Genomic DNA, 17,548 nt, shown 5'->3' on the forward strand with positions numbered 1-17,548 from the left:
GGTGGGCTGTGAAGGATTTGAACCTTCGACCAATTGATTAAAAGTCAACTGCTCTACCAACTGAGCTAACAGCCCCCGAATTCTTTCTTCATAGTAAATCCCGTTACGTATCTTATAAAATAGATAACCAGATTTAATATATGGTGGGTCCTACTGGGCTTGAACCAGTGACCCTCGCCTTGTAAGGGCGATGCTCTCCCAACTGAGCTAAGGACCCCATACTTTCGATTAATATTGGTAACGTTGTTTTGAAGCAGCGCCCCTAATCGAGGAGGCAGATATTATCCACTTCCAAATGTTTATGCAACCCCTAAATCAATTATTTTATTTAAATTGTTTCGTGGCGATCTTTTTTACTTCTTTTTGTTTATTAATTGTGCGTTAGTGCTCAGCTGAAGCAGGATTACTAATAGTAGATAACATATTTGTGAACGGCAACAAATATGATAAACCAATAACCTGCGTCATTTTTAGCGAATTTAATCCTATCCCATATTAATAATGTGACTATTTTGGTGCTATAAGTTTACCATTATCTAGAAAACTGTTAGCATCATCACACTTCTATGCCTGTCTTATATAGGCTCAATTTTGTTGTAAATAATCAATAAAATTAAGCATGGTTTTCTCTCATTTAAGGTTTTATTTTGCAGAATAAAATTGTTGAACTGAAACAGAAAGCTAAGTTGTTCAACCAACTTAGACTTGATCGTGCCTTATCCTTAATGGATGACAATGGGCGCGAAGTGACAGCTATTTTACCTCTTTTACTGCATTGTAATCACCCTAATCTACCTGTTTATCTAGCAGGAACAGTACCTTATGGTATTTGCCTATTTACACCTGACGAACAACAGCAAGATTATTTAACGGCATTAAATATTGAGTTAGATGACAAATGTGCAACGTGTTCGCCTATATATAGCTTATATGCCATGGGCAGTACCGGATCTATTGGCCAAAATTGGCGCAGTGATCTCGACATTTGGGTATGCCATGATCCAGCTATGAGTGAAGAACAAGCGCAGTTATTAGAGCAGAAATGCACGCTAATCACCGCGTGGGCAGAGACCTATCATGTCGAAGTTAACTTTTTTCTGATTGCAGAAGATAAGTTCCGAAAAGTAAATAATGCGGTGATGACAAAAGAAAGTTGTGGCAGCGCCCAACACTTTCTTTTGTTAGATGAATTTTATCGTAGTGCTTTGCGGATCGCAGGTAAACCCAGCCTTTGGCACATTTTACCTGTAGAATTTGATAATAATTATGATGACTATGTCGATGAATTGGTGGCTGATGGCATCATTGATCGTGAAGAGTGGGTTGATTTAGGTGGTTTTCCACGTATTCCAGCTGAAGAGTATTTTGGTTCTGCATTGTGGCAGCTTTATAAAGGTATTGATTCCCCTTACAAAGCGGTATTGAAAACGTTATTAATGGAAGCCTACTCTGCGGAATACCCAAATAACCGCTTATTATCGCAAATAATGAAAGAAAACTTTCAATTAGCCTCTTCACTGCAGTTGGAATTGTCACACGATACTTATTATCAAATTTTAGTAAAAGTAACTGCTTATCTTGAAAAGATAGGCGATAACGCGCGTGTTGATTTATTACGTCGTTGTTTTTACTTAAAAATGTTCAGTGGTAATTGCGCTGCGGAAAAACTAGCGCGTCCAGAATGGCATCGTACTTCTGTGGCAGAGGTTATCAGTGAATGGGACTGGCATCCCGATCGTATTGCTCATCTTGATAATCGTGACAATTGGAAAATTGAGCAAGTACAAGAGGCGCATCCCGAATTACTTGATGCAATGATGAAGGGTTATCGTAACCTTATTGGCTTTGCTCGTCGTAATAATATCAGTGAATCGATTAATCCTGCTGATATCGGTATTTTGTCCCGTAAGTTATATGCTGCATTTGAATCTTTGCCGGGTAAAGTGACTTATATTAACCCGCAGATATCACCTGACTTATCCGAACAGCAACTTAGTTTTGTACAAGTTCCCGATGGCCGTTTTAATAATTCCGGCTGGTACTTATATAATTCATCGCTTGAACCAATGCAGATTGTTGGTCGTAAACCATTGGAACATAACGGTTATCTAAGTAAGCTGGTTGCCTGGAGTTACTTTAATGGCTTGATGGCAGATAAAACTGAAGTCGATATTTTTAATCAAGACTCTGATATGAATAGCGATGTATTGAATTCATTCTGTAAAGATCTTAAGAGTAAATTTCCGATACAAGCAAAACCTGCATCGAATCAAGCGTTAAGCCGACCTTGCGAGATTCGTGATTTATCTATATTTTTAAATTTAGAGCACGATCCGACGAACCATTGGGGCGGTCGTATTATTGAATTTGATACCAATACCAGTGATGTCTTCTCGTTTGGTGATTGTAAAGCCTGCTTAGTCGGTAGTATTGATCTTATTTATCGTAATTCCTGGAATGAAGTGCGCACGCTGCATTTTTCTGGTGAAGAGCGTATTGTTGACGCATTGACGACTATCATGGGCAAAATGCATCAAGATGCGACGGAACCTGATTCGATTAAAGTGTTCTGTTATAGCTTACATTTTCGTGGTTTGATCCGTCATAGCTTTGAGCGTTTGGTACGAGATTGTATTAGTACGCGGTTACAACGTGATAAAGACCAGGTAGTTAAAATGCTGACTATTAGTGATGACCGCTTTGGTATTTATTTTGAGCGTCGTGGCGTGTCTATTCGTAAACTTGAGACATCTCTTGATTTATATAACCATATTTCTGAACGCAAGTTAGAGCAAATGCCATTGCGTATTGATAAAACGACAACGGCAGAAGGTACACCTCTTGCGGTTGAGTCACATTCGTCAGAAGGTTTGGTACAGTTCTTTTTTGAGAATTATAAAAATGGCTTTAACGTCTATATTGTTGATGAAGCTAACCGTGTCGAAACGTACCAGCATTTAAGTGGCAATAAAGATGAGCTGATCAAAGGTGTTCATCGTTTTTATACCAACTCTCAAGAAGAATCCCGCAACGAAGGTACGTTTGCTAATTTCAACTTACCACAATTTTACGATATCGTTTATTCTGAAAGCCAAGAGTTAGAAGTTATTCCTTACGTATCGACGAAATAGTACCCTCATTTATATCAGTGATTTCATCTCTTAGGCGTTTTTATTGAAAACGACAAATTTTATTTTTAAATTTGATTTACAACTGTAAGACATTGCCTATTTTAAACGTAAGAGTTAACTATTCCATGGTTGTGGGCTTATTCGTTTTTAGCAATGTGATACACCTTGTCCTACTTATCATCTTGTTGATATTATTACCTTAAGTTAATAGTGTGATCTGTATCTTGTATTTTTTATGCAAAAAAATCGATTTATGCATTGCAGCAAAATGGGATTTCTCTATAGTAGGTATCCGTAAGGACGCAGACGTAGTTGGTAAGGATTACTGACTAGATATGGATTATCGAATAGGATTTACCACAGGATGTGGTCGCAAGGAAAAGTCTTCAGGATGAAGATGCGATGGACACTCAACGGATTTGAGTTTAAGGACACCTCCAGGATGGAGATGAAATAAATCGGATTGATTTATTGTACCAGGATGGTAATAAAAAAATACCCGATGGATTGGGAGTTAAACCTAAAGGAAATTAGGTAAGTCAATTTGCAGGGAGCAAAATTAGTTCAAGGATTGGGCTACGTGACTACTTAAGGACGGCATTTATGCCGTCCTTTTCTTTATCTGCTGTTTTATTTCCCACCTCTTCTGAAATTACCTACTCACACTACCGTGCTGCTTTATTGAACAATCTCAGTCTATAATTACGCACTTGTTAGTATGCGCTATTACGGTGCGAGAGCTTATGTCTGTTAACCGTTCCTGAATATTCGACTGCCATGTCGTTAGATTTGTTTTCTCCTCGTTAAAGCGCTTTTACCCTGCTTAAAATAGCTATTATAAGCCTGTGTTTTTATTTCAATTTAGTGGTGGAATAGTACTAGGTATCGGGTGCATATTGGTAGTAATCTGATGCTAATTCGAGCAAGGGAACAAGATGATGAAGACGACCGATAATACTTTTATTGAAACTGATTTTAGCGATCAAGATTTAGAATCGATGATTTTTACGCGCTGTGCTTTTTACCGTTGTGATTTTAATCATGCGCAGTTAAATGATGCCGAATTTATAGATTGCCAATTCTTTGAATCGGGTAACCTGTCTGGTTGTCGATTTGATTACGCCGACTTGAAAGGGTGCAGTTTTAAACATTGTGACTTAAATATGAGTCAATTTATTGGGGCTGAATGTTTTGGTATTGAATTTCGAGGTTGTAATCTGCAAGGTACAGATTTTAACCGAGCTAGCTTTGCTAATTATATCACGCATAAAACCTTCTTCTGTTCTGCATATATAAGCCAATGTAACTTGAGTTATGCCAACCTTGCCGATCAACGCCTCGAAAAATGTGAGTTGTATGAAAACCGCTGGACCGGCTGTAATTTAGTTGGGGCATCATTGCAGGGCTCAGATCTGAGTCGTGGCGAGTTCTCGCAAGAGATTTGGTCACAGTTTAATCTTCAGCATTGTAATTTAAGTCATGTGGATCTTACTGGGCTTGACCCTCGACGGGTGAATTTGCAGGGCGTGACGATTTGCAGTTGGCAGCAGGAACAACTATTAGCCCCTTTTGGATTGATCATTGGTAGTGATTAATAAGGCACAGTGATCATGATCACACATTTATGGCTGCTATTGCTGATTCAATAAACATGGTATTTATAGGCTATTTTTAGCGTGTAAGAGATCGGCTATGCAGACCTGTAGATAAAGTACTTATATTCAAGTGTGATCCTAGGGTGTGACTGTTTTTATTTCTTTATGAGTAAGGCTTAAAGCCTATTCTCACGCTATTTAGAGTGATTACCACGGATGGGTTAGTGTTGTAGCTCTAATTTAATTTGTTTTTTATCGCTATTTATTGTTTTTAGATTTGTTATATTTGTTTCCAGAGACGCAGGAAGCTCATCAGGATGATGACTTGGCTCTCTACTGAAACCGCAAGGATGTGGTGGATAACAAGGATAGCACTCACGGATTTAGAGTGAATAATGGACACCTCCAGGACGGAGATGAGAAACAGGTTAGGATGACTTGTTAGGCTAGGATTGCCAAAGGAACAACTCAAAGGATTGGGGAAAAGTAAATCACCTAACGGATTAGGTAAAACGTCTAAGTGCAGGGAGCACAATAAGTTCAAGGATATGAGCTATTACGACAACGTAAAAGGCCGCATTAGTTTTCTAGTGCGGCCTTTTCTTTGCCTAAAATTTAGTAATCGCAGTGATGAAATAACTAAAGTAGAACAAAAACAATCAGATAAGCAGTTGTTTTACTGAAACCATAGTAAGGATATAAGCCTTAATTACGCCCTTGCTATGCCATCACGTTAAAAGCTAACGTCTTCGCCGCCTTGATTTTTAACGGCATCAGTTAATACCACTGATAATTCTTGTTGGGTGCGGTTATCAATCCATGCATCGTTGGTAAATGCAAAATGATGGCCATTGGCTTTTGTTGCTACCCAAAGCTGATGTAATGGCGCTTGTTTGTTCAAAATGATTTGCGAACCGTCACGGCAGTATAAAGTCAAAATACTGTTGCTGTTTTCATAATCGAGCTCAACATCACTGTCATCAATGATCTCTTCAAAGCTAATTAATAGCTCATCTACTTGTTCGTGGAATTCTGAATCAGTCATTTTTTATTAATCCTATTGCTTTTAATTTTGTCAGTGCGATTATAAGGGATAGAATTAATTTATCATTGAGTCGGTTATGAGCCAAGTAAGAAAAACAACATTTATTACATTAGCCTTGTTATTTAGTGCTAGCTTGTTGAGTGGTTGTGGTATTTCAGGTCCTTTGTATGCACCTGGAACAGGACCTGATGCGGGAAAAACTAAGCCAAAACAGGCCGAGACAAGTGTTGTTAGTAATGCTGAAAGTGAAACGCCAAGTGAGGCAACTGAATAAACAAACATTGTTGCATGATCGACAATGAATGGATGTGTTTACGATTTATAGAAAAGGAATAGAGCATTGGATTACTTTAATTATCAGGATGATGGCCAGTTATTTGCGGAACTGTGTGCTGTAGCTGACGTAGCAAAAAAGTTTGGTACACCGACGTATGTATATAGCCGAGCGACGATCGAACGTCATTGGCATGCATTTAATGATGCTGCTGGTGAACATCCACATTTGGTTTGTTATGCCGTAAAAGCTAATTCAAATATTGCTGTGCTTAACGTGATGGCGCGTTTAGGTTCAGGCTTTGATATTGTTTCTGGTGGTGAGTTATTACGCGTTATAGCAGCCGGTGGTGATCCAAGCAAAATCGTATTTTCTGGTGTTGGTAAAACAGTCGCTGAAATTAATTTAGCACTCGATCATCAAATTCATTGTTTCAATGTTGAATCAACATCAGAACTCGAGCGTATTAATGAAGTCGCGCTAAGTCGCGGTGTGCAAGCGCCAGTGTCTATTCGCGTAAATCCGAATATTGATGCAGGAACGCACCCGTATATTTCAACGGGTTTAAAAGAAAATAAATTCGGTATCGATATCGACCTTGCTGAAGGCGTTTATCAAGCGGCTAGCAAAATGGCTGGTATTAAATTGAATGGCGTTGATTGCCATATCGGTTCTCAGTTAACCGAGCTTTCACCGTTTTTAGAAGCGGTAGATAAGTTACTGGTATTAATTGATAAACTATCAGCACAAGGTATTGTACTTGCACACCTTGATGTAGGCGGCGGTTTAGGCGTTCCTTATGAAGGCGAAACACCACCATTACCAGCGGAATATGCGCAGGCACTAAAAGATAAATTAGCTGGTCGTAAACTGGCACTTATTTTTGAACCTGGTCGTGCGATCATGGCGAATGCCGGTATTTTGGTCAGTAAAGTTGAGTATATTAAACTTACTGAACATAAAAACTTTGCTATCGTTGATGCAGCGATGAATGATCTGATTCGTCCTGCGTTATACAGTGCGTGGCAAGCTATTGTACCAGTGAATAAATCATTAGTGCGTGAATCTCGAAACTATGATGTTGTTGGTCCAATTTGTGAAACTGGTGATTTTTTAGGTAAGAATCGTGATTTAACGATCGCGATGGATGATTATATCGTGGTGCGCTCTGCCGGTGCTTATGGCTCAACAATGAGTTCTAACTATAATTCGCGTAGTCGTCCTGCAGAAGTAATGGTTGATGGTGATGTCGCTCATTTGATCCGCCGCAGAGAAGAACTTGCAGAAATCTGGAAAGATGAAACGATTTTACCTGCGTAATAATAGTTTACCGACTGAATAGAATAAGGGTTACAGGTTCATATGTTTATACAGTTTTCAAAAATGCACGGTTTGGGTAATGATTTCATGGTTGTTGACTGTGTTACTCAAAATGTATTTTTTAATAATGACAATATCCGACGCTTAGCGGATAGAAATACCGGTATTGGCTTTGATCAGTTGTTAGTGGTTGAAGCGCCTTATGATCCTGATCTTGATTTTCATTATCGCATTTTTAATTCTGACGGTAGTGAAGTAGAGCAGTGTGGCAATGGTGCACGCTGTTTTGCGAGTTTTGTTCGTCATAAAGGTTTAACGAATAAGAGTAAAATTGCGGTAAGTACCAGTGCTGGTAAGATTTCCTTGCAGGTTGAATATGATGGCCAGATCACGGTGAACATGGGGGTGCCTGAATTAGCCCCTGATAAAATTCCATTTCGAGCCAAGCAACAAGAAAAAACCTATATTTTACGCGCATTAGAAAGCACGGTATTTTGTGGCGCGGTATCTATGGGTAATCCACATTGTGTGACATTAGTTGATGATATTGAGACGGCACCCTTAGCAGACCTAGGTCATGCGATTGCCCACCATGAACGTTTCCCTAATCGTGTTAATGCTGGCTTTATGCAAGTATTGTCGCCTGACCACGCTAAGTTACGTGTTTATGAGCGTGGTGTTGGTGAAACGCAAGCGTGTGGTACAGGTGCTTGTGCGGCAGCTGTTGTCGGTCAATTGCAAGGTAAACTAGGTCAAGATGTATGTATGGAACTGCCTGGCGGTAAATTACAAATATCATGGCGTGGTCCAGGTACTCCGGTCTTTATGACGGGACCTGCAACACATGTTTACGATGGACAGATAAATATATGATCGATGTGTCAGCGTCGGTGTTAAATGTGGAACCGCCCACTATTTCAGAGCAGGATGTGATTGCTTTTTTACAGGCGGAACCGGATTTTTTTGTACGCAATAATGATTTAGTTGATTCTCTGTCTATTTCTCATGGTCAGCAAGGCAGCGTATCTTTAGTGACTATACGGTTAGAGCGTCAACGCCAACGCATTGCTGATTTAGAACAACAGTTACAACAATTAGTGGCGATTGCCGCTGACAACGATAAATTATTTCGTATTTATGCGGATATTTATACGGCACTGTTTCATTGTACTTCAGTGATGCAGATGCAGCGTATTTTAGTCAATGAGATCCAGTCTCAGTTGCCTTTAGCGGCTGTTAATTTACATCTTAATGAAGCTTATTTTCACCTCAAATCGCAATATTTACCTCTCGCTATCTCAGCTGGACAATTAATTCGCATTCGTCAGCAACAATTTGCCGGAGGTGATCATTATTTTGGACCTGTTACGGGTGTGGATAAAGCCTTATTGTTTGGTCAAGATGCTTTGGTTAACTCAGTGGCCTTAATGGCATTGGGTGAACGCGGTGAGTATGGTTTACTCGCTATTGGTAGTGCTAATGGGGATCATTACCAAGCGGGTATGGATAACTTGCTGTTAGGTCAACTTTGTCGCATTATCTCTACCCTGTTACCGCAACTGATGCCTTTACGTGACAACGCCATCAAAAAATAATATCGCAGCAGGTAGTGAGCTACCTGTACCTTGCGAACTACCGATACAATTGCTTAAACCGATAGACCGTTTTTTACGTTATATCACCAGTGAGCGTCAATTGAGTTTGCATACCGCGCGTAATTATCGTCGCCATTTGACGCTATTCGCCGAGCAAATGCTGACATTACCTATCACGGAATGGCATGCGCTTGACGCATCCCAAGTGCGTAAGCTAGCGACTTTAAATCATAAATTGGGTTTATCGCCACGCAGCTTGGCCACTAAATTATCCGCATTGCGCAGTTTTTGTGATTATTTAGTACTGCAAGGTGACTTGAGCGCCAACCCAGCCAAAGGCGTATCTGCTCCTCGACAACATAAAGCGTTACCTAAGAATCTTGATGTTGATGAAATTAATCAACTACTCGCTGTATCCAATGCGGAAGAAAAAGATGCTCCGTTTTTAGTGCTGCGTGATAAAGCCATGATGGAGTTAATGTACTCGGCAGGCTTGCGGTTAGACGAATTGGTTAACTTAGATTTAAAAGACGTTAAGTTAAGCGATAAAACGATGCGCGTGATTGGTAAAGGCAATAAACAACGTCAATTACCCATCGGCAGTGTGGCGATCTCGGCATTAAAAGCGTGGCTAAAAGTACGTGGTGAATACGCTGATAGCACGCAACCTGCATTATTTATTAGTCAATTGCGCCGTCGGATCTCACATCGCAGTGTACAAAGCCGAATGGCGAAGTGGGGGCAACAACAAACACTGACGAGTCATGTACATCCGCATAAATTACGTCATTCATTTGCCACTCATATGCTTGAATCCAGTGGCGATTTACGTGCCGTACAAGAATTATTGGGGCATGCTAATATCAGTACCACTCAAATCTACACCAGTTTGGACTTTCAACATCTGGCTAAGGTATATGATGCTGCCCACCCTCGAGCAAAGAAAAAGAACAGAGAGGATTGATGAAATTCTATCGACGATTACAACAGATCAAAGCCATGAGTTTCGATCTAGACGATACCTTATATGACAATGGTCCCGTGGTACGCCGAGCTGAAACGTGGATGCATATGCATTTGCGCAGTCAATATCCACAGATTACCCATTTAGACAGTCATGCTTGGTTACAGTTACAACGCCAGGTGATTCACCAACAGCCGACTTTGGTGCATGATGTCAGTGCGATCCGTATTGCTTGTTTAACGGTATTATTTTTACGTCACGGTTATAGTGAGCAGGATGCCCGTTCAGTCGCTGAAGGTATTTTTAAGCAAGTACTTGCGGTGCGCAGTGACTTTGTTGTGCCAGAAAATACGTTTGCCGTGTTATCTGAATTGGCGAGTAAAGTGCCGTTAATTGCTGTGACTAACGGTAATGTCGATACCGATAAAATTGGCCTCACGCCTTTTTTTACCGCGGTGATAAAACCGGGCAATGGATTAAGAATGAAACCGTATCCAGATTTGTTCACGCTTGCGGCTGACACGTTAGCATTACCACCCCAACATATTCTCCATGTCGGTGATCATCTTAAGTCTGATGTCGCTGGTGCAATCAGTAATGGCTTCATGTCAGCTTGGTTTAATGATCAACAACAATCGTTAATGACAAGTAACAAAACCAGTCATTTACCCGATATTGAAATAACGCACTTGGATGAATTAACAAGCCTGTTATAATCCTTTTATTCTACTGATTAAATATACAGTCTAAGGTGACTAAATTATGGATGTATCTCTCTTACTGGACGGCCTCAATGATGAGCAGCGTAATGCTGTTGCAGCACCACCATCAAGTATGCTGGTTTTAGCCGGCGCTGGTAGTGGCAAAACCAGAGTATTGGTACATCGCTTAGCTTGGTTAATGCAGGTGGAGCAATGCTCACCTTATTCTTTATTAGCGGTGACCTTCACCAATAAAGCTGCTGCTGAAATGCGTGGCCGTGTTGATAAACTATTAAATGGTCGTCAACAAGGTATGTGGATCGGTACTTTCCATGGTATCGCTCACCGTTTATTGCGTGCTCATCATCTTGATGCCGGTCTGCCAGCTGAATTTCAAATCATCGACAGTGATGATCAATTGCGCTTACTAAAGCGTTTGATCAAAGCCATGAACCTAGATGAGAAACAATGGCCAGCAAAACAGGCGATGTGGTATATCGGTGGTAAAAAAGACGAAGGTCTACGCCCTGAACACTTACAGGCATACGATCCGATTGAACGTAACTGGATCAAGATTTATCAAGCTTACCAAGAGTCTTGTGATCGTGCTGGCTTAGTCGATTTCGGTGAACTGTTATTACGTTCACATGAACTGTGGTTACACAAACCACATATTTTAGCGCACTACCAAGATCGTTTTTCGAACATCCTGGTCGACGAATTCCAAGATACCAATAACATCCAATATGCGTGGTTACGTATGTTAACGGGTGATCGCGGTAACTTGATGATCGTGGGTGATGATGATCAGTCTATTTATGGCTGGCGTGGCGCGCAAGTCGCAAACATCCAACGTTTCTTAACTGATTTTGAAGGTGCAAAAACCATTAAGCTTGAGCAGAATTATCGTTCGAGTAGTAATATTTTGAATGCCGCCAATGCGCTGATTGTGAATAACAGCGAGCGTATGGGTAAAGAGTTATGGACGGAAGATAACGAAGGCGACCCGATCTCTTTATATGCCTCGTTCAATGAAGTTGATGAAGCGCGCTTTGTCGTTGGCCGAATTAAAGAGTGGCAAGATCAAGGTGGTTCACTCAGTGATTGCGCGATCTTATATCGTAGTAATGCGCAATCTCGTGTAGTAGAAGATGCGCTATTACAAGAGCAGCTCGCTTATCGTATTTATGGTGGTCATCGCTTCTTTGATCGTTTGGAAATCAAAGATGCAATGGCGTACATGCGTTTGAAGAATAATCGTGATGATGACGCGGCATTTGAACGTATCGTCAATAAACCGACTCGCGGCATTGGCGATCGTGCTTTGTCCTTGTTGCGTGACGCGAGTCGTGAGCAAGGTTCAACGTTATGGCAAGCTGCAATCTATTTACTTGATAACAACCTGATCGCGGGTCGCGCAGCGAGTTCGATCCGTAAATTCGTCGAGTTGATCACGGCGCTTGATAATGATGTTGCTGAGTTGGCCCTGCATGAACAAATCGATCACGTGGTGTTATATTCAGGCCTGAAATCTATGTTTCAGTTAGAGAAAGGTGAAAAAGCCCAATCCCGTATTGAGAACTTAGAGGAATTAGTTTCTGCCGCGCGTGGTTTTAAGATCCCTGATGACAGTGAAGAAATGACCGAGCTATCGGCATTTTTAGCATTTGCGGTATTGGAATCTGCAGAGGGACAAGCTGATGAATTCGATGATGCAGTGCAACTGATGACACTGCATTCTGCTAAAGGTTTGGAATTTCCTGTGGTCTTTATGGTGGGGGTTGAAGAGGGCATGTTCCCTAGTCAACAATCGACTGAAGAATCAGGCCGCATGGAAGAAGAACGTCGTCTATGTTATGTGGGTATTACCCGTGCAATGAAAAAACTCTACATTAGTTATGCTGAGTCACGTCGTTTATACGGTAAAGAAATGAATCACCGTCCATCACGTTTCATTCGTGAAATACCAGAAAAGTACATTGAAGAGATCCGCTTAAAAACTCAGATCCGTCAACCAACGCAGTTTGGCCGTTTTAGTGCCGGTTCTGAAAAAATGTCATTTGAGTCGACGGGGTATCAATTAGGTCAGCGTGTATTACACGCTAAATTTGGTGAAGGTATTGTGATGAACTATGAAGGCAGTGGCCCGCAATGTCGTATTCAAATTGAGTTTGATCAACTCGGCAGCAAATGGTTGGTAGTATCTTACGCTAGATTGCAGGCTCTATAGTCAGATTCAACTTTTTGTAGTATAGTTGCGCGATTTTTTAGGATAGTATCACTGCATATTGCACGCTAACTTGGATGTTAGCGTTACCTATGTGGCTACAGGGAGTTATTTTGATATTACGATCTATCGTCGCGCTTATGTGCCTGTTCAGCTCATTAGCTTATTCTGCTGTATTCAAATCAGAAAATACTGCGTTATTAAGACAGTGGTTAGGGGGTGTTCATCAATCCACTAACGATGTTATTCAGGGACGAAAAGTTAACATAGGCCTGCAAGTATTACCTATTTGGCAAGATCGTATTGATGGTGAATGGCTGTATATTGAAAGTCGTATTATTGACTCGCCAAACAAGCCATTCCGTCAACGCATTTTGCAATTGGTCGCTACCCCTAACGGTTTGATTCGTTTATACAGCTACACGATCCCACGTGCATCTGATTTTGCTGGCGCGTATTATGTTCCGCAAGTATTAGCTAGCTTAACTCAGTCTCAGCTTAGTATCAGTAATAACTGTGAATTACTTATTGAGTTAAAAGTGACGAGTACTTTTGTCGGAGAAACGGATGCCAATTCTTGTCTATCAAGTAAAGGCACTGCATTGTTAACAACGTTTTTCGCGGTATCAGAAGTGAATATTTCATTTTTAGATGGCGGTTATGACAAGTTTGGCAATCTATTACCTGGTCGACTCGAAGAGCCTGTCACATTTTTAAAGCTAGAAGATTATGTCTCGCCTGAGGATAACTAATAACATCAACACCCATACCTACAATAATAGATCTTGGGTGCGATGTTGATATTGATGGTTAAATCGATATTTTAATACGTATTTTGACGCGTTATTAAGGCTTTAATTTAGCCCGTTGATGACGGTTATTTTTAAAACCATCAAGGCTAAAGACCACTAGCGCAGCCCAAATAAAACCAAACGTCATCAGTGTTTCTGCATTGACCACTTCATCATATAGCGTCACACCCAGAATAAAGATCAATGTCGGTCCAATGTATTGGAAGAACCCGAGTGTCGATAGCGGTAAACGTACAGCTGCATGGTTAAAGCATAATAGCGGTATAGTCGTGACAAAAGCGGCACTGAGTAACAACAAATTAAGGTGCATGCTGTTAGCACTGAGATCTGATGTCGCAGAATCTGCAAAGACAAACAAGTAAGTTGCCGCGATAGGTAACATGATGATTGTTTCAATCAGTAGTCCAACCAGCGCATTGAGCTTTAATTTCTTACGCAGTAACCCATAAAACCCAAAACTACAGCTTAATACTAGGGCAACCCAAGGCAGATAGCCTAGCGCAATAATCTGAATTAAAATGCCGACTACCGCCAGTAAAATTGCCGCCCACTGTAGTTTACGTAACCTCTCAGATAAAAATATCATACCTAGAAACACGTTAATAATTGGGTTAATAAAATAGCCTAAACTAGCATCGAGTAAATGACCGTTATTAACCGCCCAAATATAAGTTAACCAGTTAATACTGATCAGTAAGGAAGTACAAAGCAGCAATAACACATTCTTAGGTACGGATAATACCGATTTTACCATCGGCCATAATTTAAATAGGCTAAGTAATACAGCAATAAATATACAAGACCAAAGCGCGCGATGGGCTAAAATTTCATAAGCTGGAACTTGTTGTAACTGTTTAAAATAGAGTGGAGCCATGCCCCACATTACATACGCGAGAACGGCGAATATTATCCCGTGCTTAGTATCATTGTTGGTTGTCATTGGTTATGCCAGCGATTTTTATAGGAATAAATAGGTCGGCTAGCATAACAATGATGGATAATCAGGGATAGTGATATTAATAATGTTTATGATTTGCTAGCCAACTAAATAGGTGCCGGTACCAAAAGCTATGTGTACGCCTTCTTGATTGTGCAATTCCATCCGCGTGACAGCGACTTTGTTACCGGAACGGATTATCTGCGCCGTTGCAGTAAATTCATCGCCCCAGCCTGGGCGTAAGTAGTCGACGCGTAAGTCGATAGTACCCAGTGATTTAAGATTGTTATGGAAGTTAGCGGCACTTTTGGTGGCCATTTGTGGAATCGCTGCCGCTGCGACCAGCATGCCGCCAGCGACATCAAGGAGACTTGCTGTCACGCCACCGTGGAGTATTTTACGAATCGGGTTACCAATTAGTTTATCATCCATGTTGATACGTAATTCGATACTGTCAGTGGTGTAACTGGTGATCCGCATACCAAGTAAATCATTAAATGGCATTTGGTTCATGAACATATCACTGATGAAATCAAGCATCTGCTGTTCAGTGAGTTCTTGGTCTACTACATCTTGCTCGGTCATCATTTGCATGCATCCTGCTTAAGCTGGGTGATTATTTAATTTGTCATTAATTTACTGAGTTACGTTAAGGTAACTCAGTTTTGTTAAGAATACACCTGAAATTATCTATTCGTTTACTTTTATTTTATGTCGCGGGCTGCTCTGGGATCAAAATAACACCTTGATAACCCGTGAGAGTCATGGTGTCGGTAAGCTTACCTAGGCTGCCATCGGCATTCAATCTGCGGTATTGACCGGGTAATTCAACGGTTGCTGTCGCTTGCTGACTGAATGTTTTATTTTTGCCATCTCGATCTGTGTAGTAGAGGATTAAACCATGTTGGTAGCGTCGGGCAATCACCGCTTCTTGCGGTGCTGCATTTTGCCATGGCAGGGTAAGCGAGGTTTTGCTGTAAAGATAGAACCAATGGCTTGGCGTCATCGATAGCCGTTGATTATTCACGTTGAGTTGGTTATCACGACTGGTTGCGATGATATGATTATCTGCATCGACATAACTGACTTCGGGATAATGAGCGGGTGCAGTCATAGGCTTCCCAATATCATGGCGTAACATACTGGTTGGTTGGTAAGCTGCATTTTTAGGAATACCTGCTTGATAGAAATTACCACTCTCGGTATTGGCACTAGAATAGTGAAAGCTATTATTCCATTGCTGGTAAAAATCGAGGGTGGGATTATTTAGTAGATAAAAGATCGCCAGATTGGTGCTTTTATCATGTGACCAATTGGAAGCCGTATGGCCTTGCCAACTCACTTTCCCGCCTTTACGGGTATTAGCCATTAGTATGCTGCGCTTCCCTTGTGCAGCCAGAACAAAATGCTCCCAGCGCTGAAGTAGGCCGTCCTTGTTGGCTAGCCCCATGCTGGGATGAATATAGTCTTCACGGACAAAGAAGTTAAAACCGTTATTCACGGGTAATAAATCTGGCTGAGTAAATAAGTTCAGGTTTGAAATATTCGCACCGATCCAACGTTCAGAGCCTGTTTGCTGTAATTGTTGGGTAAATGCGCTGAGCTGTTGCCAATAGTGTGGGCTGACTTGTTTAATCGGCAATTGTAGTTCTAGTACCTTGCCTTCATTGCTACTCGGGAATTGTACTTTGCCAGGGATCCGATATAAATCATCATTATAAGCACCGACAAAGCCTTGTGCTTGCCAATGTTGATCGAGATATTCTGCCAATAATTTACGATTGTCGACGGTAAATAAGTTGGTATAACAGAATGAAGATTGCGGACTCCACATACGACCGAGGGGGACGAGACGAGCTTGATAGGGGAAGCGTGCACTGGCTTGATTATTGTTGCGCATTGCGTATTCCCGATCATCAATATAATTATCTTTATTGATATCATTCACAGGATCCCAACCTGAGATGGTTACCTGTTGTTCATCTCCATTTTGAATAATGCTATACCAAGACGGTAAGTTTATGCCTGCGAGCTGTAGTCCTGCTGATGGTGTATTGATGGTTATTTTGATGACAAAAAAACGCGCGTGTGCAACAGATGTTTGTTGATTTAATACTGGGGAAAATGCCACTCTTGGCCAGCTTTTTGGGGGGAACCAAGACACATAGGTTATATTACTTAATGGGCTTTTAGCTAATGGTTGCCAATTGGCATCTTCATTTTTTGGATTAGAGCCTGAGGCGTTTATATTAGACGCTATGTTACTGATAATAATGCGATCGTCAGCACTATTTATCGCCTTCGTCGCATAGGCGATATTAACGCTAGAATCGCTGAGTTTTTGGTTTTTGTCTTGATGGTTAAATTGTAGAGTTAAGCCATCGAGCTTTTCTGATGAGAGTAGATATAGCGTTTGTTGGTTGACCAAGGTTACCGCTTGTTGCAGTGGCATTGTCAGTAATTTAATTGGTGCAACACCTGAGTCAGTATTTTTAATAGCGACGACTTCAGGTACACCATAGAGGGGCGTTAGGTGGCCGTTAGTATTTTTGGGTAATGGCATTGTGGTGTCATTTTGAAAGTGTAAAAACAGGGATTCATAGTCTTGCTGAGATTGGGCAAGTTGGTGACGTAAATACTGTTCTTTAACCCCCATTTTCCACTCTAGTTTTTGGTTATACATATAGCTTATTTTGGTGATTTTTTTTGTGGCATGTTGGAAGTGGCCGCCAATACTGATATCTGCATGGTTCTCTTCCCAGCGAGAAACTTTTTCAGGTGTGTTGAATTGTTGTTGCCAATTTTTAGCCGTTGCACTTTGCTGATTACCTGTTATTACCCAAGCTGTGCCTGCTGATGGATAAATTTGGCTGCTCGCCGTCTGTGAGATAGTCGTAAAACAAATAATTAAAATGACCTGTTTTAATATATTCAAAGTGAATGTCCT

General features: G+C 41.0%; 14 protein-coding genes and 2 tRNA genes. 10 read left to right on the forward strand and 6 right to left on the reverse strand.

Going from position 1 to position 17,548, the window contains the following annotated elements; translation table 11 throughout:
* Positions 1 to 2: 2 nt before the first annotated feature.
* Together JFU56_RS17635 and JFU56_RS17640 are read right to left on the reverse strand one after the other, a co-directional pair.
* Positions 3 to 75: transfer RNA gene (locus tag JFU56_RS17635), tRNA-Lys, on the reverse strand.
* A 66-nt stretch (positions 76 to 141) separates the two neighbouring features.
* Positions 142 to 217 (reverse strand) — tRNA-Val (locus JFU56_RS17640).
* A gap of 430 nt (positions 218 to 647) precedes the next feature.
* Between JFU56_RS17640 and JFU56_RS17645 the strand changes: the two genes are divergently transcribed.
* Entirely contained in the window at positions 648 to 3,131 is a 2,484-nt protein-coding gene (locus tag JFU56_RS17645; RefSeq protein ID WP_198438584.1) for a class I adenylate cyclase, read from the forward strand.
* A gap of 938 nt (positions 3,132 to 4,069) precedes the next feature.
* Positions 4,070 to 4,726 (forward strand): Qnr family pentapeptide repeat protein, encoded by a 657-nt coding sequence (locus tag JFU56_RS17650; protein ID WP_198438697.1) that lies wholly within the window; start codon positions 4,070 to 4,072, stop codon positions 4,724 to 4,726.
* Positions 4,727 to 5,459: 733 nt separating this feature from the next.
* On the opposite strand, the gene cyaY is transcribed toward JFU56_RS17650, so the two are convergent.
* Positions 5,460 to 5,771, reverse strand: a complete 312-nt coding sequence (cyaY, locus tag JFU56_RS17655) for an iron donor protein CyaY (RefSeq protein WP_198438585.1) — start codon at positions 5,769 to 5,771, stop codon at positions 5,460 to 5,462.
* 76 nt (positions 5,772 to 5,847) lie between these two features.
* Here cyaY and JFU56_RS17660 point away from each other — a divergent pair, with 76 nt between their 5' ends.
* From JFU56_RS17660 to JFU56_RS17695, 8 genes are all read left to right on the forward strand, one after another.
* Complete coding sequence (locus JFU56_RS17660; RefSeq protein ID WP_198438586.1) at positions 5,848 to 6,045, forward strand: lipoprotein; 198 nt, start codon at positions 5,848 to 5,850, stop codon at positions 6,043 to 6,045.
* Between the two features lie 66 nt (positions 6,046 to 6,111).
* Complete coding sequence (gene lysA, locus JFU56_RS17665; protein ID WP_198438587.1) at positions 6,112 to 7,365, forward strand: diaminopimelate decarboxylase; 1,254 nt, start codon at positions 6,112 to 6,114, stop codon at positions 7,363 to 7,365.
* Positions 7,366 to 7,407: 42 nt separating this feature from the next.
* A complete protein-coding gene (gene dapF, locus JFU56_RS17670) occupies positions 7,408 to 8,238 on the forward strand; it encodes a diaminopimelate epimerase (RefSeq protein ID WP_198438588.1) in 831 nt (276 codons plus the stop codon).
* A complete protein-coding gene (locus JFU56_RS17675) occupies positions 8,235 to 8,960 on the forward strand; it encodes a DUF484 family protein (protein ID WP_198438589.1) in 726 nt (241 codons plus the stop codon). Before dapF ends, JFU56_RS17675 begins: the two co-directional genes overlap by 4 nt.
* Entirely contained in the window at positions 8,938 to 9,924 is a 987-nt protein-coding gene (xerC, locus tag JFU56_RS17680) for a tyrosine recombinase XerC (RefSeq protein WP_374221052.1), read from the forward strand. Before JFU56_RS17675 ends, xerC begins: the two co-directional genes overlap by 23 nt.
* Positions 9,924 to 10,640, forward strand: coding sequence for an HAD-IA family hydrolase (locus tag JFU56_RS17685; protein ID WP_198438590.1), 717 nt, complete (start codon positions 9,924 to 9,926; stop codon positions 10,638 to 10,640). Before xerC ends, JFU56_RS17685 begins: the two co-directional genes overlap by 1 nt.
* A 46-nt stretch (positions 10,641 to 10,686) precedes the next feature.
* Positions 10,687 to 12,855, forward strand: a complete 2,169-nt coding sequence (gene uvrD / locus JFU56_RS17690; RefSeq protein WP_198438591.1) for a DNA helicase II — start codon at positions 10,687 to 10,689, stop codon at positions 12,853 to 12,855.
* Positions 12,856 to 12,965: 110 nt separating this feature from the next.
* Positions 12,966 to 13,604 carry a chromophore lyase CpcT/CpeT gene (locus tag JFU56_RS17695; RefSeq protein ID WP_242066006.1) on the forward strand — a complete coding sequence of 213 codons (639 nt, stop codon included), beginning with the start codon at positions 12,966 to 12,968 and terminating at the stop codon, positions 13,602 to 13,604.
* A gap of 94 nt (positions 13,605 to 13,698) precedes the next feature.
* On the opposite strand, the gene rarD is transcribed toward JFU56_RS17695, so the two are convergent.
* From rarD to JFU56_RS17710, 3 genes are all read right to left on the reverse strand, one after another.
* Entirely contained in the window at positions 13,699 to 14,604 is a 906-nt protein-coding gene (gene rarD, locus JFU56_RS17700; RefSeq protein WP_198438593.1) for an EamA family transporter RarD, read from the reverse strand.
* A gap of 96 nt (positions 14,605 to 14,700) precedes the next feature.
* The gene (locus JFU56_RS17705; protein WP_198438594.1) at positions 14,701 to 15,195 is read right to left on the reverse strand and encodes a thioesterase family protein; all 495 of its coding nucleotides are present in this window, start codon (positions 15,193 to 15,195) and stop codon (positions 14,701 to 14,703) included.
* Between the two features lie 115 nt (positions 15,196 to 15,310).
* A complete protein-coding gene (locus JFU56_RS17710) occupies positions 15,311 to 17,536 on the reverse strand; it encodes a hypothetical protein (RefSeq protein WP_198438595.1) in 2,226 nt (741 codons plus the stop codon).
* Positions 17,537 to 17,548: the final 12 nt, after the last annotated feature.

This window comes from Moritella sp. F3, from assembly GCF_015082335.1.
Classification (GTDB): Bacteria; Pseudomonadota; Gammaproteobacteria; order Enterobacterales; family Moritellaceae; genus Moritella.